Annotated in this window: 23 protein-coding genes; 10 read left to right on the top strand and 13 right to left on the bottom strand. The window is 61.6% G+C overall.

What is annotated here, in order from left to right:
- Nucleotides 1-84: 84 nt before the first annotated feature.
- Together R3E49_RS09520 and infA are read left to right on the top strand one after the other, a co-directional pair.
- Entirely contained in the window at nucleotides 85-924 is an 840-nt protein-coding gene (locus tag R3E49_RS09520) for a hypothetical protein (RefSeq protein ID WP_371294826.1), read from the top strand.
- 86 nt (nucleotides 925-1,010) lie between these two features.
- Nucleotides 1,011-1,229 carry a translation initiation factor IF-1 gene (gene infA / locus R3E49_RS09515; protein WP_290746913.1) on the top strand — a complete coding sequence of 73 codons (219 nt, stop codon included), beginning with the start codon at nucleotides 1,011-1,013 and terminating at the stop codon, nucleotides 1,227-1,229.
- A 42-nt stretch (nucleotides 1,230-1,271) separates the two neighbouring features.
- Here infA and clpA read toward each other — a convergent pair whose 3' ends face one another.
- The 3 genes from clpA to icd form a co-directional block, all read right to left on the bottom strand.
- Complete coding sequence (clpA, locus tag R3E49_RS09510; RefSeq protein WP_371294825.1) at nucleotides 1,272-3,548, bottom strand: ATP-dependent Clp protease ATP-binding subunit ClpA; 2,277 nt, start codon at nucleotides 3,546-3,548, stop codon at nucleotides 1,272-1,274.
- A gap of 17 nt (nucleotides 3,549-3,565) precedes the next feature.
- The gene (gene clpS / locus R3E49_RS09505; RefSeq protein WP_371294955.1) at nucleotides 3,566-3,898 is read right to left on the bottom strand and encodes an ATP-dependent Clp protease adapter ClpS; all 333 of its coding nucleotides are present in this window, start codon (nucleotides 3,896-3,898) and stop codon (nucleotides 3,566-3,568) included.
- A 188-nt stretch (nucleotides 3,899-4,086) separates the two neighbouring features.
- Nucleotides 4,087-5,340: an NADP-dependent isocitrate dehydrogenase gene (gene icd, locus R3E49_RS09500; protein WP_371294824.1), complete on the bottom strand. Its 1,254-nt coding sequence runs from the start codon at nucleotides 5,338-5,340 to the stop codon at nucleotides 4,087-4,089.
- Between the two features lie 146 nt (nucleotides 5,341-5,486).
- Here icd and R3E49_RS09495 point away from each other — a divergent pair, with 146 nt between their 5' ends.
- Genes R3E49_RS09495 through R3E49_RS09465 form a run of 7 tightly spaced genes read left to right on the top strand, consistent with a single transcriptional unit; the run spans nucleotide 5,487 to nucleotide 11,762 of the window.
- On the top strand, nucleotides 5,487-6,149 hold the full coding sequence (locus R3E49_RS09495) for a pseudouridine synthase (protein WP_371294823.1): 663 nt from the start codon (nucleotides 5,487-5,489) through the stop codon (nucleotides 6,147-6,149).
- Complete coding sequence (locus R3E49_RS09490) at nucleotides 6,146-6,598, top strand: NUDIX hydrolase (RefSeq protein ID WP_371294822.1); 453 nt, start codon at nucleotides 6,146-6,148, stop codon at nucleotides 6,596-6,598. The genes R3E49_RS09495 and R3E49_RS09490 overlap by 4 nt, the downstream gene beginning before the upstream one ends.
- A complete protein-coding gene (mnmA, locus tag R3E49_RS09485; protein ID WP_371294821.1) occupies nucleotides 6,595-7,686 on the top strand; it encodes a tRNA 2-thiouridine(34) synthase MnmA in 1,092 nt (363 codons plus the stop codon). Before R3E49_RS09490 ends, mnmA begins: the two co-directional genes overlap by 4 nt.
- Entirely contained in the window at nucleotides 7,670-8,353 is a 684-nt protein-coding gene (hflD, locus tag R3E49_RS09480) for a high frequency lysogenization protein HflD (RefSeq protein ID WP_371294820.1), read from the top strand. The genes mnmA and hflD overlap by 17 nt, the downstream gene beginning before the upstream one ends.
- A gap of 3 nt (nucleotides 8,354-8,356) precedes the next feature.
- Complete coding sequence (gene purB / locus R3E49_RS09475) at nucleotides 8,357-9,733, top strand: adenylosuccinate lyase (protein WP_371294819.1); 1,377 nt, start codon at nucleotides 8,357-8,359, stop codon at nucleotides 9,731-9,733.
- A 6-nt stretch (nucleotides 9,734-9,739) separates the two neighbouring features.
- Entirely contained in the window at nucleotides 9,740-10,849 is a 1,110-nt protein-coding gene (locus R3E49_RS09470; protein ID WP_371294818.1) for a cupin domain-containing protein, read from the top strand.
- Nucleotides 10,839-11,762, top strand: a complete 924-nt coding sequence (locus R3E49_RS09465) for a GNAT family N-acetyltransferase (protein WP_371294817.1) — start codon at nucleotides 10,839-10,841, stop codon at nucleotides 11,760-11,762. Before R3E49_RS09470 ends, R3E49_RS09465 begins: the two co-directional genes overlap by 11 nt.
- Nucleotides 11,763-11,814: 52 nt before the next feature.
- Here the strand turns inward: R3E49_RS09465 and R3E49_RS09460 are convergent, their stop codons facing one another.
- From R3E49_RS09460 to R3E49_RS09430, 7 genes are read right to left on the bottom strand one after another with little or no spacing between them, the layout of a single operon-like run.
- Entirely contained in the window at nucleotides 11,815-13,161 is a 1,347-nt protein-coding gene (locus R3E49_RS09460; protein ID WP_371294816.1) for a cation:dicarboxylate symporter family transporter, read from the bottom strand.
- A 32-nt stretch (nucleotides 13,162-13,193) separates the two neighbouring features.
- Nucleotides 13,194-13,511, bottom strand: a complete 318-nt coding sequence (locus tag R3E49_RS09455) for a Rieske (2Fe-2S) protein (RefSeq protein WP_371294815.1) — start codon at nucleotides 13,509-13,511, stop codon at nucleotides 13,194-13,196.
- Nucleotides 13,512-13,557: 46 nt separating this feature from the next.
- The gene (gene meaB / locus R3E49_RS09450) at nucleotides 13,558-14,517 is read right to left on the bottom strand and encodes a methylmalonyl Co-A mutase-associated GTPase MeaB (RefSeq protein ID WP_371294814.1); all 960 of its coding nucleotides are present in this window, start codon (nucleotides 14,515-14,517) and stop codon (nucleotides 13,558-13,560) included.
- A 4-nt stretch (nucleotides 14,518-14,521) separates the two neighbouring features.
- On the bottom strand, nucleotides 14,522-16,684 hold the full coding sequence (scpA, locus tag R3E49_RS09445; protein ID WP_371294813.1) for a methylmalonyl-CoA mutase: 2,163 nt from the start codon (nucleotides 16,682-16,684) through the stop codon (nucleotides 14,522-14,524).
- A 23-nt stretch (nucleotides 16,685-16,707) separates the two neighbouring features.
- Complete coding sequence (mce, locus tag R3E49_RS09440; RefSeq protein ID WP_371294812.1) at nucleotides 16,708-17,118, bottom strand: methylmalonyl-CoA epimerase; 411 nt, start codon at nucleotides 17,116-17,118, stop codon at nucleotides 16,708-16,710.
- A gap of 10 nt (nucleotides 17,119-17,128) precedes the next feature.
- Nucleotides 17,129-19,942 (bottom strand): biotin/lipoyl-containing protein, encoded by a 2,814-nt coding sequence (locus tag R3E49_RS09435; RefSeq protein ID WP_371294811.1) that lies wholly within the window; start codon nucleotides 19,940-19,942, stop codon nucleotides 17,129-17,131.
- A gap of 38 nt (nucleotides 19,943-19,980) precedes the next feature.
- Nucleotides 19,981-21,714 (bottom strand): acyl-CoA carboxylase subunit beta, encoded by a 1,734-nt coding sequence (locus R3E49_RS09430; RefSeq protein ID WP_371294810.1) that lies wholly within the window; start codon nucleotides 21,712-21,714, stop codon nucleotides 19,981-19,983.
- A gap of 315 nt (nucleotides 21,715-22,029) precedes the next feature.
- Between R3E49_RS09430 and pabB the strand changes: the two genes are divergently transcribed.
- Nucleotides 22,030-23,388, top strand: coding sequence for an aminodeoxychorismate synthase component I (gene pabB / locus R3E49_RS09425; RefSeq protein WP_371294809.1), 1,359 nt, complete (start codon nucleotides 22,030-22,032; stop codon nucleotides 23,386-23,388).
- 15 nt (nucleotides 23,389-23,403) lie between these two features.
- On the opposite strand, the gene thrH is transcribed toward pabB, so the two are convergent.
- The 3 genes from thrH to R3E49_RS09410 all read right to left on the bottom strand — a co-directional run bounded on the left by thrH (nucleotide 23,404) and on the right by R3E49_RS09410 (nucleotide 26,095).
- Complete coding sequence (gene thrH, locus R3E49_RS09420; RefSeq protein ID WP_371294808.1) at nucleotides 23,404-24,021, bottom strand: bifunctional phosphoserine phosphatase/homoserine phosphotransferase ThrH; 618 nt, start codon at nucleotides 24,019-24,021, stop codon at nucleotides 23,404-23,406.
- An 83-nt stretch (nucleotides 24,022-24,104) separates the two neighbouring features.
- Nucleotides 24,105-25,079: an HTH-type transcriptional regulator CysB gene (cysB, locus tag R3E49_RS09415; protein WP_371294807.1), complete on the bottom strand. Its 975-nt coding sequence runs from the start codon at nucleotides 25,077-25,079 to the stop codon at nucleotides 24,105-24,107.
- A gap of 116 nt (nucleotides 25,080-25,195) precedes the next feature.
- Entirely contained in the window at nucleotides 25,196-26,095 is a 900-nt protein-coding gene (locus R3E49_RS09410; protein ID WP_290746857.1) for a 5'-nucleotidase, read from the bottom strand.
- Nucleotides 26,096-26,141: the final 46 nt, after the last annotated feature.

Raw genomic sequence — 26,141 nt, 5'->3', positions numbered from 1 at the left:
GGAAATCTGCTGAAAGAGCGTCAATACTATCGGCCGTAACGCAGACGATGCACAACCCCTCTTCCCACACGGAGCGACACCACCATGGCACTGAAACACTCCCCACTGTACACAGCACTGCTTCTTACACTGGGTTTGTATGCAGCACCCGGCAGCGCGGATACCGCCGAGGTCGTTGATGCCGAGGGCAACCGCATCACCTTCGAATACGAGGGGAATAACCTGCGGGTGAACATGGCGCAGGAACAGGGCAGCTACATGCTGGCCAACGCACAGAGCCTGTACGTTGTTACCAACAACGACGGCCAGATCATGGTCATCGATGTGCAACAGGCCATGTCCATGTTCGGGGGTATGGCACAGGCAGCGGTCCCTGACCTCGCGGAGGTCCGTGTCGAAACCCTTGAGGCCACCGGGCGCAAGGAGACCGTGGCAGGCATTGAGGGAGAGGTGTATACCCTGAATTTCGTTGACCACAACGGTCAGGCGCAGCGGGCAGAACTGGTGCTGTCACCGGATGCCCGTGCCGTGGGCTTCCGTGACGCCATGCATCGGATGGCGTCACGTGTCGGTGACATGGTCGACCAGCAGGATGCAGCCAACCTGCTGCAAACCCGTCTCAACGACAAGGAGCTGGGTGTGCTGCGCTACGGTCAGGACATGCGCGTAGCCAGCATCAGTGCCGGACGCGTTGACCCCGCGCGCTTTGTATTACCGGCAGAACCCACCGATCTCTCCGCGCTCGGCGGCCTCTTCGGTGGCGGTAACAGCAGCGAGGAAGGCGGTATGGGCGGCATTATGTCCGGCATATTCGGGGGTGGTGCGAAAGAGGCACCCAGCGACGAGGCCGCGCCCGCAGATGACAGCCTGGAGAATGCCACCAAGGAAATCGGCAAGGCCTTCGGCAAACTGTTCGGCAATTGAGCGGCAGTTTTGCCGCATATTGAACTGGTACACGCGGCGGCTTTAGTGCAAAATGCGCCCCTGATTTTACGAGGGACTGCCGCCGCATGGCAAAAGAAGACCAGATCGAGATGGAGGGTGAAGTCGTCGACACCCTGCCCAACACAACGTTTCGTGTCAAACTCGAAAACGGCCACGTTGTGACTGCCCACATCTCGGGCAAAATGCGCAAGAACTACATTCGCATCCTTACTGGCGATAAAGTTCGCGTGGAACTCACCCCCTACGACCTGACCAAGGGCCGCATCACGTATCGCGAGCGTTGATACCGCGGCAACCCCACGGTATCACTGCGCGGCTGCCGCCCCTCAGGCGGGTTCCGCTTCCGTTTCCTCTACCCGCACCTCCAGGCCGTCTCCAGCCTCATTGAGGCGTACCTGTGCAACGCCACCCCCCTGCGCCAGTGAGCCGAACAGCACCAGCTCGGCCAGTGGTTTCTTGATGTACTCCTGAATCACCCGGGCCATCGGCCGGGCGCCCATGTTGCGGTCGTAGCCTTTTTCCACCAGCCACAGCCGCGCATCTTCGTCCACATCCAGCGTGACGCGCTTTTCATCCAGCTGGCCCTGCAGTTCGGTGAGGAATTTATCGACGACCGTGAGGATCACATCTTCACCCAGCGGTTCGAACTGCACGATGCTGTCGAGGCGGTTGCGGAATTCCGGCGTGAACATCCGGTTGATCGCCTCCATCGCATCGGTGCTGTGGTCCTGGGTCGTGAAACCGATGGTACGCCGACTGATGCTTTCGGCACCGGCGTTGGTGGTCATCACGAGGATCACGTTGCGGAAATCCGCTTTGCGGCCGTTATTGTCGGTCAGCGTACCGTGATCCATCACCTGCAACAGCAGGTTAAAGACTTCCGGGTGGGCCTTTTCAATCTCATCGAGAAGGATCACCGCGTGCGGATGTTTGGTCACGGCATCGGTCAGCAGGCCGCCCTGGTCGAAGCCCACATAGCCCGGCGGGGCACCGATCAGGCGCGACACGGTGTGCCGCTCCATATACTCGGACATGTCAAACCTGATGAGTTCCAGCCCAAGCTGGCGTGCCAGTTGTTTGGTCACCTCGGTTTTACCGACGCCGGTAGGCCCTGCCAGCAGGAACGAGCCAATCGGCTTATCCCCCGAGCGCAACCCCGCGCGCGCCAGCTTGATCGACGTGGCCAGGCTGCTGATGGCAGCGGTCTGGCCGAATACCACCATCTGCAGGTTTTGCTCCAGTTTCTGCAGCGTTTCACGGTCGTCGGAGCTGACCGACTTTGGCGGAATCCGCGCTATTTTGGCCACCACCGCTTCAATGTCGGCAACGCCGATCACTTTCTTGCGCTTGGAGGGCGGCTGCAGCTGCTGATAGGCACCCGCTTCGTCGATGACATCGATCGCCTTGTCGGGCAGGAACCGATCCGTGATGTAGCGGGCCGACAGGTCCGTGGCCACGCGCAGCGCCTTGTTCGTGTAGCGCAGCCCGTGATGCTCCTCAAACCGCGACTTTAACCCCTTGAGAATCAGGTAGGCGTCATCGGGTGAGGGTTCGAGGACGTCAATCTTCTGGAAGCGCCGGCTCAGTGCCTTGTCCTTGTCGAAGATACCGCGGTACTCCTGGAAAGTAGTGCTGCCGATGCAGCGCATCTTGCCCGAGGTCAATAGCGGTTTGAGCAGATTGCTCGCATCCATGACGCCGCCAGAGGCTGCCCCGGCACCGATGATGGTGTGGATCTCATCAATGAACAGGATGGCACCTTCACGTTTCTTGAGGTTGGCAAGCAAACCCTTGAAACGTTTCTCGAAGTCACCACGGTACTTGGTGCCGGCCAGCAGCGCGCCGAGGTCCAGGGAGTACACCACGCTGTCCTTCAACATATCCGGCACGTCACCGTCGACGATCATTTTTGCCAGACCCTCGGCGATGGCCGTTTTACCCACGCCGGATTCGCCCACCAGCAGAGGGTTGTTCTTGCGCCGGCGCGCGAGAATCTGGGCCACGCGCTCCACTTCGGGCATGCGACCTATCAGGGGGTCGATGCGCCCGGCGCGGGCCTCCTCGTTCAGGTTGGTTGCAAAAGTATCGAGCGGACTCTCTTCGCCATCCTCCGCGGCGGTGGCATCGCCTGTCGGGTTGCCGCTGGCACTGCCCTCGCCGTCCTCGGACACCCGGGAAATCCCGTGGGTGATGAAGTTAACCACGTCGAGCCTGGCAATGCTCTGCGTCTTGAGAAAATAGACAGCCTGGCTTTCCTGCTCGCTGAAAATCGCCACCAGCACATTGGCACCGGTGACCTCGCTGCGGCCGGAGGACTGCACGTGGAACACCGCACGCTGCAGCACACGCTGAAAGCCCAGCGTGGGCTGCGTCTCGCGGTCGTCATTGTCCTCGGGAATCAGCGGCGTGGTGGCATCGACGAACTCCATGAGGTCGCCGCGCAGGGCGTTGATCTCTGCGCCACAGGCCTTGAGTACGCGTATCGCGTCATTGTTGTCCAGGAGGGCCAGCAACAAGTGCTCGACCGTCATGAACTCATGGCGCTTGCCCCGAGCCTCGCGAAAGGCCTCGTTCAGGGTCAGTTCCAGATCCTTGCTCAGCATACTCTACCACTCCCGGGCTACTCGCCCTCCGATGCCTCGATTTCGCACAACAACGGGTGCTGATTGTCTCGCGCGTATTGATTGACCTGGGCTGCCTTTGTCTCGGCAATGTCCCGGGTGTATATACCGCATACGCCCTTGCCCTTGGTATGGACTGTCAACATGACGTGCGTGGCCTGCTCGCGGTTCATCCGGAAGAACACCTCAAGCACTTCAACCACGAACTCCATGGGGGTGTAATCGTCATTGAGCAACACAACCTTGTACAGCGGCGGCTTCTTGAGCTCCGGTTTCGAGTCCTGCAATGCCAGGCCACCGTCGCGATCGCGCTCCCCGTCATCGCCGGACATGCGCCAGTTGCCGGCCAGGATTACCTCGTTCACTCCATTCCTCTCAAACGTCTGCCCTGCCATAGATAGTGGATATTGGCCCATTATAAGTCAATTCAACCCCGACCTGTTTTTCACGCGAAAACCCCGCCCATAAAAAAAGGGCCCGTGCTGCCACGGGCCCTTCCTCGCAAGCCTGCTGGGCAGGTTTACATGTTTTCGATCAACTTCTGGCCAAATTCAGAGCAGCTGACCAGCGTCGCCCCTTCCATCAGGCGTTCAAAGTCATAGGTGACCGTGCCCTTCTGGATGGCGCCGTTCATGCCTTTGATGATCAGGTCGGCGGCTTCGTTCCAGCCAATGTGGCGCAGCATCATTTCTGCCGACAGGATCAGTGAGCCGGGGTTCACCTTGTCCTGGCCCGCGTACTTCGGCGCAGTGCCATGGGTGGCCTCGAAGAGCGCGATGTTGTCGGACAGGTTCGCACCGGGCGCAATGCCGATACCGCCGACCTGCGCTGCCAGGGCGTCTGACAGGTAATCGCCGTTCAGGTTCAACGTAGCGACCACACTGTAGTCCTTGGGACGGGTGAGGATCTGCTGCAGCATGGCGTCGGCGATCACGTCCTTGATGACGATTTCCTTGCCATTGTTGGGGTTCTTGATGCTGACCCAGGGGCCCCCATCCAGCAATTCACCGCCAAACTCCTGCTGGGCAAGTTCGTAGCCCCAGTCGCGGAAGGCGCCTTCGGTGAACTTCATGATGTTGCCCTTGTGCACCAGCGTCACGGAGGGCAGATCCTGGTCAATTGCGTATTGAATGGCCTTGCGCACGAGGCGCTTGGTGCCTTCCTCGGAGACCGGCTTGATGCCGATGCCGACATTCTGCGGGAAGCGGATCTTGGTGGCGCCCATCTCGTTGATGATGAAATCGACAACCTTCTTCGCCTCGTCCGAACCGGCCTTGTATTCAATACCAGCGTAAATGTCCTCGGAGTTCTCGCGGAAAATCACCATGTTGCAGGCACCCGGATCTTTTACTGGGGAGGGCACACCCTCAAACCAGCGTACCGGGCGCAGACAGGTGTAGAGATCGAGCTCCTGGCGCAGCGCGACGTTCAACGAACGGAAGCCGCCACCGACCGGGGTGGTCAGGGGACCCTTGATGCCCACGGAGTATTCCTTGATCGCCTGCAGTGTTTCCTCGGGAAACCAGTCACCGTCGTACAGTTCGGCAGCTTTCTCACCCGTGTAGATCTCCATCCAGGAGATCTTCTTGCTGCCACCGTAGGCTTTCTCAACAGCGGCGTCGACCACGTTGATCATGACCGGGCTGATATCAACACCAATGCCGTCACCCTCGATGTAGGGGATGATCGGATGGTTGGGGACGTTCAGGCTGAAATCGTCGTTGACCGTAATCTTTTCGCCGGTCGCCGGCACCTGGATGTGCTTGTAGCCCATAGATTGTTCTCCGTCGCTGTGGGTCCATTGAGTCCCGGGGTGCGGTATCCTTGTGGGAGCCCCCGTTAAAACGGCGCTTAGTGTATCAGGTTTCCCGGCCTTTCTCTTGAACCGGGGAGCAGTTTTTTCCCCACGGCGGAGCCGCGATGGCCACGGTCATTCTGTTCAATAAACCCTTCCAGGTACTGAGCCAATTCAGCGACCGCAGCGATCACCCGGCGGCGAGCGCGGCCGCATCCACCGACGATGCCCGGCAACCCGCTCGCGCCACGCTGGCCGACTACCTGCAGGCGCCCGGCTTCCGGGTAGCCGGGCGCCTCGATTTCGACTCAGAGGGCCTGCTGCTGCTCACCGACAGCGGCGCTCTGCAGCAGCAGATCACCCATCCACGGCACAAGCTCTGGAAGACCTATCAGGTACAGGTGGAGGGCACGCCGGACGCGGCGCAGATCGCTGCCTTGCAGGCAGGCGTGACCCTGCGCGACGGACCCACCCTGCCTGCCCGCATACGCGCCATTGACACACCGGCGCAGCTCTGGCCACGCTCGCCCCCGGTGCGCTCACGACTGACGGTGAGCGACAGCTGGCTGGAAATCAGTATCCGGGAAGGCAGGAACCGGCAGGTGCGCCGCATGACCGCGGCGGTGGGCTTGCCAACGCTGCGGCTGATCCGCACGCGGATTGGCGACTGGTCACTGGAGGGCCTGGCACCCGGCGCCCATCGCAGGCTCACCGTGCACGCCCCGCAACAGCGCAAACCGGGATCTGTGCGACGCCCGCGAGCCGCGGCGACGAGACGGAAACCATGAGCGATTGGCAGCCCCATGTGACCGTGGCTACGGTGGTATTTGACGAGGCGCGCTACCTGCTTGTCGAGGAGCGCGACAAAACGACGGGCAAGCCCGTATTCAACCAGCCCGCAGGCCATCTGGAGGCGCAGGAGACACTGCTTGAGGCAGCGCTGCGCGAAACACGGGAAGAAACCGGCTGGGAGGTCCTGCTGGAGGGGGTACTGGGGCTTGCACGCTATGTGGCACCCGGCAATGGGGTGACCTACTACCGCACCACGTTTTGCGCGCGTCCACTCCGTGCGCTGCCCGAGGCCGCACTCGACAGCGACATCCTCGCCGTGCACTGGCTGCATTACGAGGAAATCCTCGCGGTTTCTGCTAGAATGCGCAGCCCGCTGGTGCTGGCCGCCATTGAACAGCACCGCAGCGGCATTCGATACCCTCTGGACCTGATTTCACCAGCATGAGCCTCAACGCAGCGACCAAAGTCATTGTCGGCATGTCAGGTGGCGTGGACTCCTCCGTCGCCGCCCTACTGCTGCGCGAGCAGGGCTATCGGGTGGAAGGCCTGTTCATGAAGAACTGGGACGAGGACGACGGCACAGAGTATTGCACTGCAAAAGCCGACTTTGCCGATGCACAGGCCGTTGCCGACGCCCTCGACATCCCCCTGCACGGCGCCAATTTCGCGGCAGAGTACTGGGACAACGTGTTTGAGCACTTCCTGGCGGAGTACAAGGCGGGGCGCACACCCAACCCGGATATTCTCTGCAACCGGGAGATCAAATTCCGCGCCTTCCTCGACTACGCCTTGCTGCTGGGCGCCGACTTCATCGCCACCGGACACTACGCGCGTCGCGGCGATAGCAGCGGCAAGGCCGCGCTGCTGCGGGGGCTGGATGCAAACAAGGACCAGAGCTATTTTCTGCACGCTGTGGGCCATCGGGAACTGGCACAGACCCTGTTCCCGGTGGGTGAGATCGAGAAGCCGGAGGTGCGCGCCATTGCTGCGCGTCACGGTCTCGTCACCTCGGACAAAAAGGACTCTACCGGCATCTGTTTCATCGGTGAACGCCGTTTCAAGGATTTTCTGCAGCAGTACCTGCCTGCACAGCCGGGCGATATCTACAGTCTCGACGGCGAGATCCTGGGCCGGCACCAGGGGCTCATGTATCACACGATAGGCCAGCGCCAGGGGCTGGGCATTGGCGGCCTCGCCGACCACGGGGACGAACCCTGGTATGTCGTGGGCAAGGATCTCGAGCACAACGTGCTGCGTGTCGCCCAGGGCAATAACCACCCCGCCCTGTTCAGCAGTGGCCTGCAGGTCGGCGACATTTTCTGGATCAGTGGTGAAACTCCCGATCTGCCGCTGCGATGCACTGCCAAGGTCCGCTACCGCCAGGCAGACCAGGCCTGCAGCGTCACGGCCGAAGACGGCGCATATCGGGTCCACTTCGACGAACCGCAACGCGCGGTCACCCCGGGACAGTCGGTGGTCTTCTACGATGGCGAACGTTGCCTGGGGGGAGGCGTCATTGAACGTACCGACTGAGCGCGCTGCGCAGCCGCCGCTGCTGGATCAGCAGACTGTCGCCCTGGCGGGTGTCGCGCAGGCAGCGCGACTGGTCGATCAGATTTCACGCACGGGCAGCTGTCCGGAAGAATTCCTGCAGGCCTCGCTGAACAGCCTGTTTGTGTTCGACAGCGACTCGGTGGAAGCGGTTTATGGTGGGCTGGGCGGTGTGAAGCTGGGTCTCGACACGCTTGCAATGGTGCTGAATAACCAGCAGCCGCAGGAATTGCGCGATATGGTGCGTTACGTCTTCAACCTGCTGTACCTGGAGCGCAGATTCGCCGCGGACCCGGCCATGATGAGGGTGGTTCACTCCCGGCTGCAGCACACCAGCTTTCGCGCCGAACACTTCGCCGGTCACGTAAACGATATCTGCCACAGCGTGTCCGGTATTTACCAGGACACACTGAGCACTCTGAAATTTCGCATCAAAGTGAACGGTAACGCTCAACACCTGCAGAACCGTCAGAGCGCAGACACTATCCGCGCCCTGTTGCTGGCTGGCATCCGTTCCACGCACCTGTGGCGGCAGCTTGGCGGCCGGCGCTGGAAGCTGCTGCTGCAGCGCCGCACGATCGCGCACCGTGCCTATGACCTGTCACGCCAGTTGGGCGTGGCCCACCATCCGACAGATTCTCCGGAGTAAGCCATGGAACTGACCGCCCTCACCGCCGTATCGCCCATCGACGGACGCTACGGTGCACGCACCGCGCCCCTGCGCGAGGTCTTCAGCGAATACGGCCTGATCAAGCGCCGCGTGCTGGTCGAGGTGCGCTGGCTACAGCAACTCGCGCAACTGTCCGGCGTAGACGAGGTACCCGCCCTCTCGCCGCAGGCGAAGGCGCAGCTTGACGCTATCGCCGAGGACTTCAGCGAGGCCGATGCGCAGCGCATCAAAGCCATTGAGGCCACCACCAACCACGACGTCAAGGCCGTTGAGTATTTCATCAAGGAGCGGTTTGCCGGCAACCCGGAACTGGAAGCCATCGCCGAGTTTGTCCATTTCGCCTGCACCTCGGAGGACATCAACAACCTGTCCCATGCCCTGATGCTGCGCGATGGCATGAACGACGTGTTGCTGCCCGCCATGCAGCGCCTGCTCTCCGCACTCTCGGAGCTGGCGGTCGCCCACGCCGACGCACCGATGCTGTCGCGCACCCACGGACAGACCGCGAGCCCCACCACCATGGGCAAGGAGATCGCCAACGTCGTAGCGCGCCTGCGTCGCCAGGTGGCACAGCTGGAGGCCGCAACGTACCTGGGCAAAATCAACGGCGCCGTCGGCAACTACAATGCCCACCTCAGCGCCTACCCCGAGGTGGACTGGCAGGCCAATGCAAAAGCCTTCGTGGTCGGACTCGGTCTGGACTGGAACCCCTACACGACCCAGATTGAACCCCACGACTACATGGCGGAACTGTTCGACGCCGTGGCGCGTTTCAATACGGTATTGATCGACCTCGACCGTGACCTCTGGGGCTATATCTCCCTGGGCTATTTCCGCCAGCGCACTGTCGCTGGAGAGGTCGGTTCCTCGACCATGCCCCACAAGGTCAATCCAATCGACTTTGAAAACTCCGAGGGCAACCTGGGCATCGCCAATGCGGTTTTCCAGCATCTGGCCAGCAAACTGCCCATCAGTCGCTGGCAACGCGATCTGACCGACTCAACCGTGCTGCGAAATATGGGCGTGGGCTTTGGCTACAGCCTGATCGCCTACGAGGCCAGCCTCAAGGGGATCGGCAAGCTGCAAATCAATGAGGCACGCCTGGCAGAGGATCTGGAGCAGAGCTGGGAAGTGCTTGCGGAGCCGATTCAGACCGTCATGCGGCGCTATGGTATTGAGAAGCCCTACGAGAAGCTCAAGGAACTGACTCGCGGCCAGGCGATGACCCGGGAGACCCTGCAGGCCTTTATCGCAGGGCTGGACATTCCCCCGGAGGCGAAAGCCGCCCTGCTCGCATTGACCCCCGCGAGCTATACCGGCAATGCCGCCGCGCAGGCGCGCGCGATCCGCGAGGACTAGCGCCACGTGCAGGGGCTGGACCCGGCGCAATTTCTGGCCAAGTACTGGCAGCGTGAACCACTCCTGCTGCGCGCTGCCGTCCCCGGCTTCACACCGCCCGTCAGCGCGGATGAACTTGCCGGCCTGGCGATGGAAGACGCCGTGGAATCTCGAATCGCTGAATGCAGCGGTCGCGCCGACCGTGCGACCAGCTGGCGCCTGAGCCACGGCCCCTTTGACGCAGGTGACTTCCAGCGACCGCACCCCTGGACATTGCTGGTGCAGCGCGTGGATCAGCTGCTGGACGACGTCGCCCAGCTACGCCAGCTCGCCGAATTCATCCCCCGCTGGCGTTTCGACGACGTCATGGTGAGCTACGCCACGGACGGCGGAGGTATCGGCCCTCACTACGATCTGTATGACGTGTTCCTGCTGCAGGGCGAAGGTGAACGTACCTGGCGGATCGGGCAGCGCTGCAATGACGCCACACCCCTGCTGCCGCACAAGGACCTGAAACTCCTGGCACGCTTCGACTGCCACACCGAATACACCCTGCGCTGTGGCGACGTGCTTTACATCCCGCCGGGGGTCGCGCACTGGGGCATTTCCCGCGGTGAGTCCACCTGTTTTTCCCTCGGTTTTCGCGCCCCCCGCCTCGCTGACCTGCTCTCTCACCTGACAGATGCCTGCCTGGAGACGATCGACAGCAACCGACTCCTGGAAGACCCCGGCCGCGACCTGGCAGGCCGCTGCGGGGAGATCTCACCGGCCGACATCCACACTGCACGGGAACAGGTGTTGCGCCTGCTGATCGACAGGGCGGACGAGCGCTGGTTTGGTGAGCTGATAACCGCTGCGGATGGGGTACCGCTGCCAGAACGCGAGGTCGGCCAGCTACTCACGCATTTGCGCGCCGGGGCCTCCGCCAGACTGGCGCCGGGCGCCCGCGTGGCCTGGCAAATGGCCGGTGCTGAACTGCGCGTTTTCGCCAATGGTTTGAGCTGCACTGCACCGATGCACATGGCGACCTGGCTCGGTGAGCTCTGTGCCGACAACCCGGTGCGCACGCCGGGCGGCGAAGGCGCGGCAGCCGTGCTACAGTTTCTTCTGCAGCAGGGAGTATTGGATGTCGAGTAAAACGACACAGACATTGCAGTTGGCACTTGTCGACTGGGAAACCCACCGGGAGGCGTTACGCGCACTGCGGGAAGTCGTTTTCATTGTCGAACAGGGCGTGCCCCGGGACATTGAATGGGATGGGCAGGACGAGCATGCGCTGCATGTGCTGGGCACGATCGACGGCTTGCCCGTCGCCTGTGGACGCCTGCTACCCAACGGCAAGATCGGGCGCATGGCGGTACTCGCGGACCACCGCGGTCATGGGCACGGGGCCGCAGTGCTGGATGCGCTGATCGGCGCGGCGAGGGAGCGCGGTCTGGACAGCGTCTTCCTGCATGCGCAACAGCACGCCGCAGATTTCTACGCCCGTGCGGGCTTCAGCCCGGAGGGTGAACCCTTCGAAGAAGCCGGTATTCCGCACATCGCGATGCGCCGTGACACCGGCCTGGGCAGAGTTTACGCCAACGGCATTGCCTACCCGGAGCCCTTTGCACGCTGGGCGGTAGCCCTTTGCCAAAACGCATCGCGAGAGATCTGCATCCTGAGTCACGACCTGGACCATCGGGTGTTCGACAACAGCGAACTTGCGGCGGCATTAAGCGCGCTCGCGCGCCGCGCCGCACAGTCCCGAGTGCGTATTCTGGTGAGCGACTACCGGCCAATCATCCAGCGCGGCCACCGCCTGTTGGCACTGGCCCGACGCCTGCCCTCCTCCGTTATTCTGCAGCAGCTGGACGAACACCCGGACTGGAAAGGGGAAACCCTGGTCCTGACCGACCGCAGTGGCGTACTCTGCAAACCCGCAGAGAGCGACCAGGCAGCGTTCTGCGAGCCCGATTCACGGGCCCGCGCGGAACGCTACCGGGATTTATTCGAGGAACTGTGGCGCCACAGCGGTCCGCACGTGGAATTCCGCAGCGTCCCGCTTTAATTAATACCAATCGCGGGATCTGCCCAAACCGCACAGACGCCGGCGGCGTGCGTCAGTCCCGGGCCATAGACGCGCCCAGCCAACGCTGCGTTACCACGCCGGCGGTCATGGCGCCGTTCACGTTGAGGGCGGTACGGGCCATATCGATGAGCGGCTCGATCGAAATCAGTACGGCGGCTACCGTCACCGGAAACCCCATCGCCGGCAACACAATCAGCGCGGCGAATGTCGCGCCCCCACCCACCCCGGCGACGCCGAAGGAACTGATGGCGATAATACCCACGAGGCCGGCCATGAAATCCCACGCCAAGGGATCAATGCCCATCGACGGCGCTATCATCACTGCCAGCATCGCCGGATAGATGCCCGCGCAGCCGTTCTGCCCAATGGTGGCACCCAGTGTCGCCGAGAGGCTGGCAATCGGTGTCGCCACCTGCAGTTTGTCGATCTGGGTTTCAACATTGAGGGGGATGCTGGCCGCTGAACTGCGCGAGGTGAAGGCAAAAGCCAGTACGGGCCAGACCGACCGGAAGTAATGTCGCAGGCCCATGCCATGCACGCGCAGCAGCAGCGCATGAACCGCAAACATGATGCCGATGGCCAGATAGGAGGCAACCACAAAGGCGAGCAGGTTGAGAATGTCCGCGGCGTCCGAACGCGCCACCACCCCCCCGATCAGGGCGAGTATGCCGTAGGGCGTAAGCGCCATCACGATATGCACCAGGCGCAGGACCACCAGCCGTGCTGTGTCCACAAACGCCTCTATCTGCGCACCCCGTGCCGGCTCTGACCGCGCAACCTGCAGCGCGGCTAAGCCAAACAGAATGCCGAACAGTACAACCGCGATGATCGACGTGGGACGCGCCTCGGTCAGATCGTAAAACACGTTCGCGGGCACGAAGCGCACCAGCATGTTGGGCAGACCCAGGCCGGCAACGGTTTCGTAGCGCTGCGCCAGCAGATCTGCAGAGGCCAACTCGCGTGCACCCTGGGTGATGCTGTCGGCGGTCAGGCCGAAAGCGCTGGTCACCAGAATGCCGACGACCGCGGCGACCATGGTCGTCGCAATCAGCAATCCCACCACGGCGCCGCCGATCTTCCCAAGATCTGCGACCTCGCGCATTTTCAGCACGGCGGCGACCATCATCACCAGGACCAGCGGCATGATGATCATGCGCAGGAGACTCACATAACCACTGGCGACGATACCGGTCCACTGCAAAGTATCGGTGAGCAGATCCGCGCGCCCCGACCAGGCGACCTGCAGGCCCACACCGTACACGGCGCCCGCCACCAGGCCCGCAAGAATCTGTCGCGACAGCGGCCAGCCGCGACAGCGCAGTCGGTATAGCAGATAACACAGGGCAGCGAATGACAGCAGGTTGACGAGCAGAAGCATGGCAGGTTCCTTGTGGTACGCGGCGGCCGCGTTCAATCGGGCAACAGCAACCCGACCTCATTGCCCTCGTAAATCAGGGGCCAGGTTTTCAAACCTCGACACGACTCTTCGGAGGCCTGCACCAGAGCGCCGTCTGCCAGCCGAAAGCGATAGCGGTGCAACGGGCACTCCAGCACGCCGTCGCGAATGGTGGCTGCATCGAGCGCATGTTCGCGGTGCGGGCAGCGTGCCTCGAAGAGATACACCTCACCGTCCTGCTTGACCAGCAGCAGCGCGAGTTCATCTATCCGGAAGCTGCGACGGTAGCCATCTTGCAGATTGATCAGTTTTTCCAGCGGACGGAAACGCATGCGGGCTCACTCGGCGAGAGGTGTTGCGCCATACTGGCAGCGCAGGTCAGAGCAGGTCAATCAGGCGCCGCGCCGCGGCATAGGCCGTGGTTTCACCTGCCTCGACCGCCTGTTCCAGTTCCGGCAGCAAAGCACGTATTCTGGGGTTCTGCTGCAAACGCTGCAGGAGCAGATTGTTCAGCAGTGAATGCATCCAGTCGCGGTTCTGGCGTGCCCGTTTGGCATCGAAAGCGTCGGCCTTACGCGCGTCGGTCCAGTAATCAACCAGCATGCCCCACACCGCATCGATGTTTTGATTCTTCAAGGCCGAACAGGTCATCACCCGGGGCGTCCAGAAGGTGGTCTGACGCAGCAGGTGCATTGCGGCGTTGTAATGCTGTCGCGTCTGTTTGGCCAGCTGCTCGCTCTCACCGTCAGCCTTGTTGATCACCAGTGCGTCCGCCAGCTCCATGATGCCGCGCTTGATGCCCTGCAGTTCATCGCCGCCACCGGGCAGCATCAACACCATGAAAAAGTCGACCATACCGGCAACCTGGTATTCGGACTGGCCGACACCGACTGTTTCCACCAGGATGACGTCGTAACCGGCGGCTTCGCACAGCAGCATGGTTTCGCGGGTTTTCTGTGCCACTCCTCCCAGTGCCCCCGCCGCTGGTGAGGGACGGATAAACGCCTCCTCCCGCCTGGACAGCATTTCCATACGGGTCTTATCGCCAAGGATGGAGCCGCCGGTCATCGGTGAACTTGGGTCCACGGCGAGCACCGCCACGCGCTTGCCCTGGCTGATCAGGTACAGGCCAAACGCCTCAATGAAGGTCGACTTGCCCACACCCGGCACACCGGAGATACCGACCCGGATGCTGTTACCTGTATAGGGAAGCAGTGCTTCGAGCAGCTGCTGGGCAGCCTCGCGGTGACCGGCAAGCGAGCTTTCCACCAGCGTAATGGCCTTGGCCAGCGCTCGGCGATTGCCCGCCCTCAGCGCATCGGTATCGACAGCAGCCATGGCCTCAGGCCGCGCCTTGTGCCTCATTGACTGCGTCGAGCACCTCGCGAGCACACTGTGGGATCGGTGTGCCGGGGCCAAAGATGCACTTCACGCCCGCCTTGTAGAGGAAATCGTAGTCCTGACGCGGAATAACGCCGCCGGCGATCACCACGATATCCTCCGCGCCCTGCTTGCGCAGTTCTTCGACCAGTGCGGGCACCAGGGTCTTGTGTCCTGCCGCCAGCGATGAAGCGCCGACGACATGGACATCATTCTCAATGGCCTGCCGGGCCACTTCTTCCGGCGTGGAAAACATGGGCGACAGGTCGATGTCGAAACCCACATCGGCGAAAGCGGTGGCAACCACCTTGGCGCCGCGGTCATGGCCGTCCTGTCCCATCTTGCACACCAGCATACGTGGACGGCGACCATACTTTTCGACAAACGCATCGATATCCATGCTGATACCCTGCCAGTTTTCATCCTGCTGGAACGCCGAGCCGTACACGCCGGAGACGGTTTGTGCCTGGGCATTGAAACGGCCGTACTCGCGCTCCAGGGCGAAGGAGATTTCACCCACTGTGGCGCGCCGACGCGTCGCCTCGATCGAGAGTTCCAACAGATTGCCTTCGCCGCTGACCGCAGCCTGGTACAACTGCTCAAGGATCGCCTCGACCGCCGCCTCGTCGCGATTGGCGCGCACGTTATCAAGCCTGGCGAGCTGCGAGGTGCGCACCGCATCGTTGTCGATCTGCAGAACCTCGACCTCACTGGCATCGTCCGTACGGTATTTGTTGACACCGACAATGACATCCTCGCCGCGGTCAATACGCGCCTGCTTGCGCGCCGCGGCCTCTTCGATACGCAGCTTGGGCATACCGGTTTCGATGGCCTTGGCCATGCCACCGGCTGCTTCGACTTCCTCAATCAGTTCCCAGGCCTTGTCTGCAATGGACTGGGTCAGGCTCTCCATCATGTAGGAACCGCCCCAGGGGTCCACCACGTTGGTGATGCCGGTTTCCTCCTGGATGATCAACTGAGTGTTGCGCGCGATGCGTGCCGAGAATTCGGTCGGCAGCGCAATGGCCTCATCGAGGGCGTTGGTATGCAGTGACTGGGTGCCACCAAACACGGCGGCCATGGCCTCGATGGTCGTGCGCACCACGTTATTGTAGGGATCCTGTTCCGTCAGCGACCACCCGGAGGTCTGGCTGTGTGTGCGCAGCATGGAGCTCTTGGGGTTCTGCGGGTTGAACTCTGCCACAATTCGCGCCCACAGCAGTCGCGCTGCACGCAGCTTGGCGATCTCCATGTAGAAGTTCATGCCGATGCCCCAGAAGAAGGACAGCCGCGGCGCAAACTCATCAATGCTGAGGCCCGCCGCAAGAGCTGTACGAATGTACTCCTTGCCGTCGGCCAGTGTGTAGGCCAGCTCCAGCGCGGCGTTGGCCCCCGCCTCCTGGATGTGATAGCCGGAAATGGAGATCGTGTTGAAACGTGGCATGTTCCGCGAACAGTGGGCGATGATATCGCCAATGATCTTCATGCTCGGCGCAGGTGGATAGATATAGGTGTTGCGCACCATGAACTCTTTCAGGATGTCGTTCTGGATGGTGCCTGCCAACTGTTCCTGACCTACGCCCTGCTCCTCCGCTGCGACGATGTAGCCCGCAAGAATGGGCAGTACGGCGCCATTCATGGTCATGGACACCGAGACCTTGTCGAGTGGAATGCCATCGAACAGGATCTTCATGTCTTCCACAGAATCGATGGCCACACCCGCCTTGCCGACATCCCCCGTCACCCGTGGGTGATCCGAGTCATAACCGCGGTGTGTCGCAAGGTCGAAGGCCACGGAGATACCCTGCCCGCCCGCTGCCAGCGCCTTGCGGTAGAACGCGTTGGAAGCCTCAGCGGTGGAGAAGCCCGCGTACTGGCGAATGGTCCAGGGCCGACCTGCATACATCGTCGCCTGGGGGCCGCGAATATAGGGTGAGAGGCCCGGCATGGTGTTGGTGTATTCGAGGGCCTCGATATCCTCGGCGGTATACAGTGGCTTCACCGCGATATCTTCCGGCGTATGCCAGGTCAGTGAGTCCAGCCCCTTGCCCCGCAGACTTTTCTCTGCCTCGGTGCGCCAGGCGTCCGGCGTCGCCGCTTCCCGGTTATAGATCTTGTCGCTCATAGGTGTTGTCTCCGCTGTCTCGATCAGTGCGCGTCGCCGGGCTGGTTGATTTCAATGAGTACGCCATCACAGCTTTTGGGATGAATGAAGATCACGCGTGAGTTGTGGGCACCGGGAGTCGGGGCATCCGACAGGAACTGGTATCCCTTGGACTTCAGCCGCGCGACGTCTTCCTCGATATTGTCAGAGCGAAAGCACAGGTGATGCAGCCCACCACCACGCTTCTCCAGATAGCCCGCAATCGGGCCCTCGCCGTTCAGCGGATGTACCAACTCGATATTGGTCGGCGGCAGCGGGAAAAAAGCCGTCGAGGTCTTCGCCGGCACAACGTCCTCAGTGCCTTCAAAGGGCAGTCCGAAGTCTTCCATGAAACGCTTGATGGCCTTTTCAAAGTCAGGCACGGCAATGGCGATATGGTCCAGCGCGGTAATCATTCAGGGCACCTCAAATCACTTGCTGCAGGAAACGGGCTGTGGAATCCCGGCGTTGCTCCGCAATCACCTCGGGGGAAGCCACTTCAATCTTCTCGTCCGGCGTCACCTTGAACAGGGGCTGACCCTTGTGGATGATCACCCCGTCGGTATCGATCAGTACTTTGTCTACGGTGCCGGCAAAGGGCGCATACACCTTGTTGAACATTTTCATCACCTCGATGATATACAGCGGGTCACCTGCTTCGAAGTGGTCGCCTTCCTGCACATACAAGGCGTGTTGTGGTGACTCCCTGCCGTAGAACATGCCGCCACTTTCGGCGAGGATTTCGTCCGACTTGGCCACCGGTGGCGGCACCAGCACCTTGGCCATAGCGTGCTGCAGGTCCGCATCGAGCAGTCGCTCGGGAATGTGGATCGTAAGGTCTTCATTGACCGCGAGATCGAAGAAGCCTGTCGCTTCAGCAATGCTGGGCAGCACAGCGAGGATTTCCACACCAGACTGGAAGCCGGCGTGGGCTGCTCGCACCGCACTCCAGCTGTCTGCGGTGAATCCCCCGGGGACTTCTGTGCTTGCCAGCACGCTCTCCAGCTGCACCCAATCGCCAGCATCGAGACGCTGCGACAGCTCCATGTAGAAGTCCAGCGCCTCCTGCAGGAGCGCGTGGTCATGATCCCAGATCACGGTCGCGGCCGGTGCGTCAGCGCTGTAGTCCATGTTGAGGAAATGATAGGTGTCTGCGAGCATTTCAATCGGGTTTTCGTTCCAGCTCACCTTGCCGTCTATCAGGGTGTAACAGTCGCGGTTGACGCTGAGCCAGCCAGCGAGAATGTGGGGTTCTGCCAGCAGGCGCTCCAGCGGTCTCAGCAGCAGCGTGGACTTCAACTCAAGGCAGCTCCTGAGTGCTTTGGCCGCCTCGTCAGTCAACCCTTTCAGCGCTGCGCGGCTGATCTGCTGCCAGGCGAAGTCTATGTCCAGCTTGTTGGCCTGTGCTTTCAATTCGCCCACTGCCGTGAGATACGGAACGATAAAGCGCGTGGTCGGCCGTGCGTTGATGTTCTGTCCGATGAACCAGTTAACCAGCCCGTAATGAAACTCCAGGTTGGTCGCCAGGTCCTTGCCGCGCATGCGGGTGCGACGAATGACCTCGGCCATGCGCTCGTAGGTTTCAAGGCGTGTATCGCCCACTGTCAGTAGCAGGGCGATGTTGGAATCGTAAGCGCCGGCGAGCGTGTACTTCATGAACACGTCAGTGTCCGGGTTGTGCAGGCTGATGCCCTGATCGTCGCGGATTTCACCCTCGAGGGCATCGCTCCAGCCCTCTATGACGCCGCCTGCTGAGGGCTGCAGCGCCTGGTTGGTGGCATTCAGGCGCGCCTCGACCGAATCGTTGTGGCGCAGAATACGCTCAGGGCGTGGCAGTGCACTGCCGTGCGCAGCCAGCAACACCATCGCCTCTACCAGCGACTGCACCACAAAGAAGTCACGCTCATCGTCCGGGTTGGTGAATTTCAGGGAATAGCAGAGTTCGGTAACCCGATGCTCCACCTGAATGCGGGTGTTCATCTCCATGAAAAAGTGTTTGTCGCGGTCGACAATACACTCAAAGGTGGAAACGGAATCCAGACCCACGGCCTCACCAAACCGTGCGGCTTCGTCCTCCATCTCCTCCAGCGTAATGAGGTCCTGACGCAGCACGGCAGCCTCGGTGCTGCGACCTGCCGCCTCGGCCTGGGCCAGCGCTGCCTGCAGCGACTCGATCGTCACCGACACCTCGAGCAGTTTCTGTTCGTGCATCTGCAGGGAACAGTCCCGGCCGCCCAGCGTGATACACCAGTCGCCGTTGCCGATAACCTGAATTTCCTGATGGCGGGTTGTTTCAATGTTCAGCTCGACCAGAACGTTCTTGTTGTCGCCCACGCCGGTGGTTTTTACTTCGTTGAGGATTTCGCGCACCAGCTCCGGTGTCCGCTCGGCCTCGCCAATGCCGAGGATACGCTGGCCCTTGCCGCCGCCGCCGCTGATCGCCTTCAGGCGTACCCGGTTTTTCGGGTAATCCTCGGCCATCTTCTTCACCGCCTCGGTGAGGGTTTCACACAGTTCGTCCACTGTGTAGAGGTCGACCCCTTTGGTATAGGAAGCCGCCAGCACGAGGTCGGCCTTGTCTTCCAGGGTGATCTCCGGGTCATCCAGCTTATCCAGATCCGCCGGCAGATCATTGGCAGCACAGAGCGCCTTCAGCGCGGCGACGTCCGGATACTTCTTGAGCAGCGTCAGTGCGGTGCCGTTGTCGATGCCGGGCGTCACCGAAACGCCAGCTTTCAGGGCGGTGCGCTTGGCTTCATCCTTGAGGCCGGCATCGTGCACGGTGCGTGAGCAGGGGCCAATAAAATTCAGACCGGCCTGCTCCATCGCCGCTACCATGGTCTGGTCTTCTGCCATGAACCCGTAGCCGGCAAAAATCGCGTTGTAGCCATTGTCGTGGGCAATGCTGATCATCTGCGCAATACGCTGATCGCGCTCTTCTTTATTGGAACCGGTGTAATCGGGCACCCGGTGTACACGATCCGGGTCGGTCAGTGAGCGCAACTCGGGAGCCTGGGCATTGCGGTAGACGATGGAATCCTTTTCCGACAGCAGGATGCCGAAATGCTCGATGCCCATCTCGGAGAACACGTCCATGGCCTCTTTGCGGATGGGGCCGCGGCAGATGATCAGCGGCCGCAACCCGGAGCAGTCGAAGCGACGCACCCAGGCCGAAGGATGCTCCGCCAGCCGGCGGTCGCGGTGAATCAGGGGGTTACGCAAATAGTATTCGTTGGACACGCGGTATTTCCTCAATCAGGCGATGGCCTTGGCCGTGGTCAGTGGAACTCGCGCTGCACAGAGGCAAGCGGTTCAGGCGTGTAGTGACGCAGACAGAAATCCATGTGTTCAGCCAGCACTGTACGCAGGTCTGACGGCATCACGATCTGCGAGATGGACCCCAGGCTCAGCGCCTCATTGGGGTTCATCAACTCCTGTTCATAGCGCTGGGCGAGCGCCTGCTCTTCCGATTTGACCCAGCCCTGGACCAGTTGCTCGGCGGTGGCGCGAGCCTCGTCCTCCGACAGGCCAGCCGCTTTCTGCGCTTCGGTCTCGGCGGCTATCTTCCCTGCCACACTGCCGCGGATACGCCGCAATTCATCCTTGTAAACATACTCGACGCCCGCCGGCCCCATCACTGCAACACGCGTCGTGGGCAGGGCAACCACAAAATCCGCGCCGGTCGGGTAGTTGTTGTACGAGGCATAGGCACCCCCAAAGGCGTTGCGCACCAGCACCAGGAAGCGCGGAGTGCGCAGGTCGACGATCGCGTCGAGCATGGCGCGCCCGGCCTGCACGATACCGCCGGCCTCCTGTTCGCGCCCCGGCAGGAAGCCCGTGGTGTCCTCCAGGAAGATAATCGGTATGTTGTAGAGGTTGCAGAAACGGATAAAGCGGGCGTTCTTGTAGGCAGCGGCGATATCGATCTGTCCGGACGCCACGGCCGAATTGTTCGCCACAAAACCCACCACGTTGCCACCCATGCGACCCAACGCCGTGATGGTATTGCGCGCTCGCTCGGCCTGGATTTCCAGGAAATCACCGTGATCGCAGAGCTGCTGGATCAGTATGCTGATGTCCACCGGCGTGTTGTACCCGGTGGGCGAGTTGAACGCTTTCTTGAGCAGGATATCGATATCCCAGGTTTTGCGCGTTACCGGGTCGGAGGACGCCTGGTACGGCGCCAGCGCGCTGTTGTTGTCTGGCAGGTACTTGAGCAGTTCCCGCACCTTGCGCAGGGCAGCCACCTCGTCGGGCACCACGAAGTCCGTAACGCCACTCTGGCTGTGCACACCCGGACCGCCCAACTCGTCCGGCGTAACGTCCTCACCGAGCACCGATTTCACCACGCCGGGGCCGGTGAGGCCGAAGAACGTGTCATTGGGCTGGATCAGGAAGCTTCCCTGCCGCGGCAGGTAGGAACCGCCGCCCGCGTTGAAGCCAAACATGCACATGATGCTGGGTACAACGCCGGAAATCTTGCGCAGGGCGGTAAACGCGTCGGCATAGCCATCGAGCCCGCCGACACCGGCAGGGATATAGGCACCGGCAGAATCATTCAGGCCGACCAGGGGAATTTTGCGCTTGGCGGCCAATTCGAACAGGCGCGCCAGTTTCTTGCCGTTGGTCGCATCCATGGAGCCAGCGCGGACCGTGAAATCGTGGCCATAGATCGCGACATCGCGACCGTTCACCTTGATCAGCGCGGTGACCAGAGACGCACCGTCCAGGTTGGGGCCCCAGTTCTGGTAGAGCACCGTTGGCGCCTCATCGGCCAGACACTCGATGCGCTCCCAGATGGTCATGCGGTTCTTCTGGTGCTGGCGCTGGGTATTGCGGACTCCCGCGGCACGCAGCGGCCGCTGCTGCAACTTCCAGCCTGCTTTTAACGCCTTCTCGTACAGGCCGGGCTGCGAGGCGACCTGGCCCGGCACACCAAACTCGCGTTCAGCGACGCTGGCAAAAGGATTTTGCAGCGTCGCGATCAATTCTGACTCAGTGTTTTTCTTCATGCGTTTTCCCATACTGGTGCGTTACCGCTTCGTGGAAGCCGGCAACAGCTTCTACCTTCTGTCTAGGTTCCCGGGTTTACATGCGACGGCGGCCGGGCTTACGATGACATCCCGCCCGAATTCGGCGCACCACATTAATTCCATGCCCCGTGAATGTCAATTTAACGACAGGCAAACGCGACTGGCCAAGTCCTCGCAATTACCCTGCTGTTCCCGGCCATATACAGCGGATTGCGTAATTTCTGCGCCTTTCTGCTACGAAAATATGAGGTGTCAACATCGGGCACCCGATACTGACAGGTACCCAAGCTCACCGTGAACCTGCATATTGATGAGCTCCCCTGGCAGCAGGACAGTGCCGACTATTTTACGGCCCTGCGCGAGCTGCCCTGCCCTGCCTGGCTGGACAGTGCGCAACCCTGGGCCAACGGCGGACGCTACGACGTCCTCGCTGCAGATCCCATTGCCGAAACGCCCGCGGCGCCCTCGACCAGCGCTCCCGGCACCGCCTGGAACACCTACCTTCTGGCGCTTGCCGACCTCCACCAGGAACGCTACGCCGGCATCGCACCCGCGAGCCAACGCCTGCCTTTTTGCGGCGGACTGCTGGGCTACCTGGGCTATCAACCCGGCAATGCGCTGCATGGCGTAGCGCACCGCGACGCGACAAACCCCACCTCCCCGGCCGCCGCCATCGGCTGCTATGACTGGTGCGTGGTGCAGGATCACCTGCTGCAACGCAGCGCGCTGGTGGCGATGCCCTGGGTCAGCGCCCGTGTACGCAAGGACCTGCTTGCCCGCCTCACGTCCGCCCATGGCACGCTGCGTCCCTTTCAGCTGCACGGCAGCTTCCAGCCCGCCATGACGCGCGAGGCCTACTACAGCGCCTTTGCGCGCATCCAGGCCTATATCCAGGCAGGCGACTGCTACCAGGTCAATCTTGCACAGCGCTTCGATGCCGCGTACGACGGTGATCCCTTTACCGCCTATCGCGCATTGCGCGAGGTGGCCGCGGCGCCCTTTTCAGGCTATCTACAGCCCGAGGCGGGGCAGGCACTGCTGTGCCTGTCACCGGAAAGGTTCATTTCGTTGCAGGGACAGCAGGTTGAGACACGGCCAATCAAGGGTACCCGGCCGCGTTTCGCCGACCCGGCCCGGGACCTGCAAAGCGCGACCGCGCTGCGTGAGAGCCCGAAAGACCGCGCCGAAAACCTGATGATCGTCGATTTGCTGCGCAATGACCTGGGGCGCAGCTGCGTGCCGGGCAGCATTCATGTGGAGCAATTGTTCGGGCTGGAAAGCTACCCGACCGTACACCACCTGGTCAGTACCATTCGCGGCGAACTCGCGCCCGGGCGCGGCCCCCTGGACCTGCTGCGCGACAGTTTCCCCGGTGGCTCCATCACCGGTGCGCCAAAGCGACGCGCCATGCAGATCATCGCCGAGCTGGAGCCCTGCAGCCGCGAAGCCTACTGCGGCTCACTGCTGTACATCAGCGCTGACCGCCACATGGACAGCAATATCGCCATTCGCAGCCTGGTTGCCAATCACGGCAGTCTGCGCTGCTGGGGTGGCGGCGGGATCGTAGCTGACTCGGAGGCCGAGCAGGAGTACCAGGAGACCTACGACAAGGTCGGACGCTTTCTCAGTGCGCTGGAGCAACGCTTCCGCTAGCGGTCGACGGGCACCCTACACGGTCAGGGGGCGATCACTGGCCTCGACAAAGGCCTGCTTCAAAGACGGGAAATCGTGCAGCGCTCTGAACTGCGGAAACTCATCGATGACGTTCTGCGGTGCGTGGAACAGGAGCCCCACGTCGGCCTCGGCGAGCATTGATGTGTCGTTGTAGGAATCACCGGCGGCAATGATCCGGTAATGCAGACTGTGCAAGGCCTGCACCGAGGCACGCTTCGGATCCTTCTGGCGCAGCTTGTAGTCCACTACCCGGCCCGTGTCGTCGACCTGCAGACGGTGGCAGAGCAAGGTTGGCCAGCCCAGCTGGCGCATCAGCGGCGCGGAGAACTCGTAGAAGGTATCCGACAGGATGATCACCTGAAACCGCTCGCGCAGCCAGTTGAGGAACTCGGCGGCGCCGGGGAGCGGCTCCAGCGTGGCTATAACAGCCTGGATGTCGTCAATCTTCAGCCCGTGTTCGTCGAGCAGGCGCAGGCGCTGCTTCATCAGCACATCATAGTCGGGAATATCCCGAGTCGTGGCGCGCAACGCCTCAATGCCGGTTTTTTCGGCAAACGCGATCCAGATTTCGGGGATGAGCACCCCCTCAAGGTCAAGGCAGGCCAGTTCCACGTCACACACTCCGAGAGGCTTCGAGAAAGCCGCCCAATCTACCCAAGCGCCGCACCGGCCACAAGCGCAGCGGGCACAAAAAGTCAGTACACAGGCAATTCTATGTCGGCAAACAGCGCTTCCAGCTCCGTCTTGCTGTGGTGGGTAAACGCTTCCTTGACGATATCCCGCGTCAGGTGCGGGGCGAAGTCTTCGATGAAGTCGTACATGTAGCCACGCAGGAATGTACCGCGCCGACAGCCGATGCGGGTCACACTGCTGGCAAACAGCCGGGTGGCGTCCAGGGCAACGAGGTCGGCGTCCGCGCGCTCGTCGTAGGCCATGGCGGCCACGATGCCAATCCCCAGACCAAGACGTACATAGGTCTTGATGACATCGGCATCCGCCGCCGTAAACACGACCTTTGGCACCAGGCCACGGGCCATGAAGGCTTCATCCAGCTTGGACCGACCGGTAAACCCAAAAACGTAGGTCACGATGGGGTGTGCAGCCACGTCTTCCAGCGTCAATTCGGACAGCTGCGTCAGGGGGTGATCACGTGGCACCAGCACGCAGCGGTTCCAGCGGTAACAGGGCAGCATGATGAGGTCGCTGAACAGCTCCAGCGCCTCCGTGGCAATGGCAAAATCCACCGTGCCATCTGCCGCCATTTCGGAGATCTGCATGGGCGTGCCCTGGTGCATATGCAGCGATACATCAGGGTAACGCTCGATGAACGAGCGGATGGTTGCGGGCAGCGCATAGCGTGCCTGAGTGTGGGTGGTTGCGATGGAGAGGCTGCCCTTGCGCTCGTTGGAATACTCCTGTGCAACCTGCTTGATGCTCTCCACCTTGCGCAACACTTCGCCCGCCGTCTGCAGGATGGCCTCCCCGGCAGGGGTGACGTGGGTGAGGTGCTTGCCGCTACGGGCAAAAATCTCGACGCCCAGTTCGTCTTCCAGCAGGCGAATCTGCTTGCTGATACCGGGTTGTGACGTGTACAGGCTCTGGGCAGTCGCCGACACATTCAGGTCGTGATGTGCGACTTCCCAGATGTAGCGCAGTTGCTGCAGTTTCATTCCCGAATCCCTCGCCTCGCCCATACACCGCAGGGCAGCGGTTACCGGAGGCTTATACAGAATAGTAGTTAAAGCCGGCTGTTGCCAAGATCAATGGAATAAGAAAACGCCGTCGGCTAGCGGTTTGCAACCCCGTGGGGCACGTGTCCGGTGGCGATATGCGGGCTGGCCAGCTGGCAGTGTGTCTCCTGGTCATCAAAGAACACATCCGCCTGGTAGGCCCGCAGAAATTCGGTTTTATTCAAGCCGCCCAGGAAAATCGACTCATCAATGCGGATATTCCAGGCGCGCAGGGTACGAATCACGCGTTCGTGTGCGGGGGCCGAACGGGCGGTCACCAGTGCCGTGCGTATGGGTGCCTCGCTGGCGGGAAACGCCTGCTGCAGCCTGTGCAGGGCCGCGAGGAAGGGCTGGAAGGGCCCGCCACTCAGCGGCGTACGTGCGGCCGCCCGCTCGCTGGCCGTAAAAGCCTCCAGACCCTGTGACTTATACACCTGCTCCGCTTCATCGGAGAACACCACCGCATCGCCGTCGAAGGCGAAGCGCAACTGGTCGGAACCGGAGTTGCCGCTCTTGTTCGAGACCAACGTGGCCGCTGCGACGCCGCAGGCCAGTGCGTAGCGGACATCCTCCGCCTCATTGGAGAGAAACAGCTGGCAACCGAAGGCGTTGATGTAGCGCCAGGGGCTTTCGCCACCACAGAATGCGGCCCGGGTGATCGGCAGTTCGTAGTGCTGGATCGAGTTGAACACGCGCAGGCCGGTATCGGCGCTGTTGCGCGAGAGCAGAACCACCTCGACACCGGCGCTGTCACCCAGCAGGGAGTTCAGACGCAGCATCTTCTGCACCAACGGGAACGCCTCACCTGGCTCCAGGGGCTCCTCTTCATGGGCAATCTGGTATTCCGAATAGGCCTTAAGACCCTCCTGTTCGAACACCTGGTGACTGGCACCGAGATCGAACAATGCCCGTGAGGAAATCGCAATAACCAGCTTGTTGGACGTGTCTTCAGCCATACACGGAGTGTACTCCCAAGCCTGCAGGGCGACCAGCGCGCGCCCG

Source organism: Haliea sp., assembly GCF_041395985.1.
Taxonomy (GTDB): Bacteria; Pseudomonadota; Gammaproteobacteria; order Pseudomonadales; family Halieaceae; genus Haliea.
Note: the sequence above shows the minus strand (reverse complement) of the source record. Positions and strands in the feature narration are given on the sequence as shown.

What these genes read in the sequence shown, in the direction of transcription:
- R3E49_RS09520 (WP_371294826.1), top strand. Translation starts at nt 85, where the DNA reads ATGGCACTGAAACACTCCCCACTGTACACAGCACTGCTTCTTACACTG.
- R3E49_RS09430 (WP_371294810.1), bottom strand. Translation starts at nt 21,714, where the DNA reads ATGAAGAAAAACACTGAGTCAGAATTGATCGCGACGCTGCAAAATCCT.
- clpS (WP_371294955.1), bottom strand. Translation starts at nt 3,898, where the DNA reads ATGTCCGGCGATGACGGGGAGCGCGATCGCGACGGTGGCCTGGCATTG.
- cysB (WP_371294807.1), bottom strand. Translation starts at nt 25,079, where the DNA reads ATGAAACTGCAGCAACTGCGCTACATCTGGGAAGTCGCACATCACGAC.
- meaB (WP_371294814.1), bottom strand. Translation starts at nt 14,517, where the DNA reads ATGGCTGCTGTCGATACCGATGCGCTGAGGGCGGGCAATCGCCGAGCG.
- clpA (WP_371294825.1), bottom strand. Translation starts at nt 3,548, where the DNA reads ATGCTGAGCAAGGATCTGGAACTGACCCTGAACGAGGCCTTTCGCGAG.
- R3E49_RS09410 (WP_290746857.1), bottom strand. Translation starts at nt 26,095, where the DNA reads ATGGCTGAAGACACGTCCAACAAGCTGGTTATTGCGATTTCCTCACGG.
- scpA (WP_371294813.1), bottom strand. Translation starts at nt 16,684, where the DNA reads ATGAGCGACAAGATCTATAACCGGGAAGCGGCGACGCCGGACGCCTGG.
- R3E49_RS09465 (WP_371294817.1), top strand. Translation starts at nt 10,839, where the DNA reads ATGTCGAGTAAAACGACACAGACATTGCAGTTGGCACTTGTCGACTGG.
- mnmA (WP_371294821.1), top strand. Translation starts at nt 6,595, where the DNA reads ATGAGCCTCAACGCAGCGACCAAAGTCATTGTCGGCATGTCAGGTGGC.
- infA (WP_290746913.1), top strand. Translation starts at nt 1,011, where the DNA reads ATGGCAAAAGAAGACCAGATCGAGATGGAGGGTGAAGTCGTCGACACC.
- purB (WP_371294819.1), top strand. Translation starts at nt 8,357, where the DNA reads ATGGAACTGACCGCCCTCACCGCCGTATCGCCCATCGACGGACGCTAC.
- R3E49_RS09455 (WP_371294815.1), bottom strand. Translation starts at nt 13,511, where the DNA reads ATGCGTTTCCGTCCGCTGGAAAAACTGATCAATCTGCAAGATGGCTAC.
- icd (WP_371294824.1), bottom strand. Translation starts at nt 5,340, where the DNA reads ATGGGCTACAAGCACATCCAGGTGCCGGCGACCGGCGAAAAGATTACG.
- R3E49_RS09495 (WP_371294823.1), top strand. Translation starts at nt 5,487, where the DNA reads ATGGCCACGGTCATTCTGTTCAATAAACCCTTCCAGGTACTGAGCCAA.
- mce (WP_371294812.1), bottom strand. Translation starts at nt 17,118, where the DNA reads ATGATTACCGCGCTGGACCATATCGCCATTGCCGTGCCTGACTTTGAA.
- R3E49_RS09490 (WP_371294822.1), top strand. Translation starts at nt 6,146, where the DNA reads ATGAGCGATTGGCAGCCCCATGTGACCGTGGCTACGGTGGTATTTGAC.
- R3E49_RS09460 (WP_371294816.1), bottom strand. Translation starts at nt 13,161, where the DNA reads ATGCTTCTGCTCGTCAACCTGCTGTCATTCGCTGCCCTGTGTTATCTG.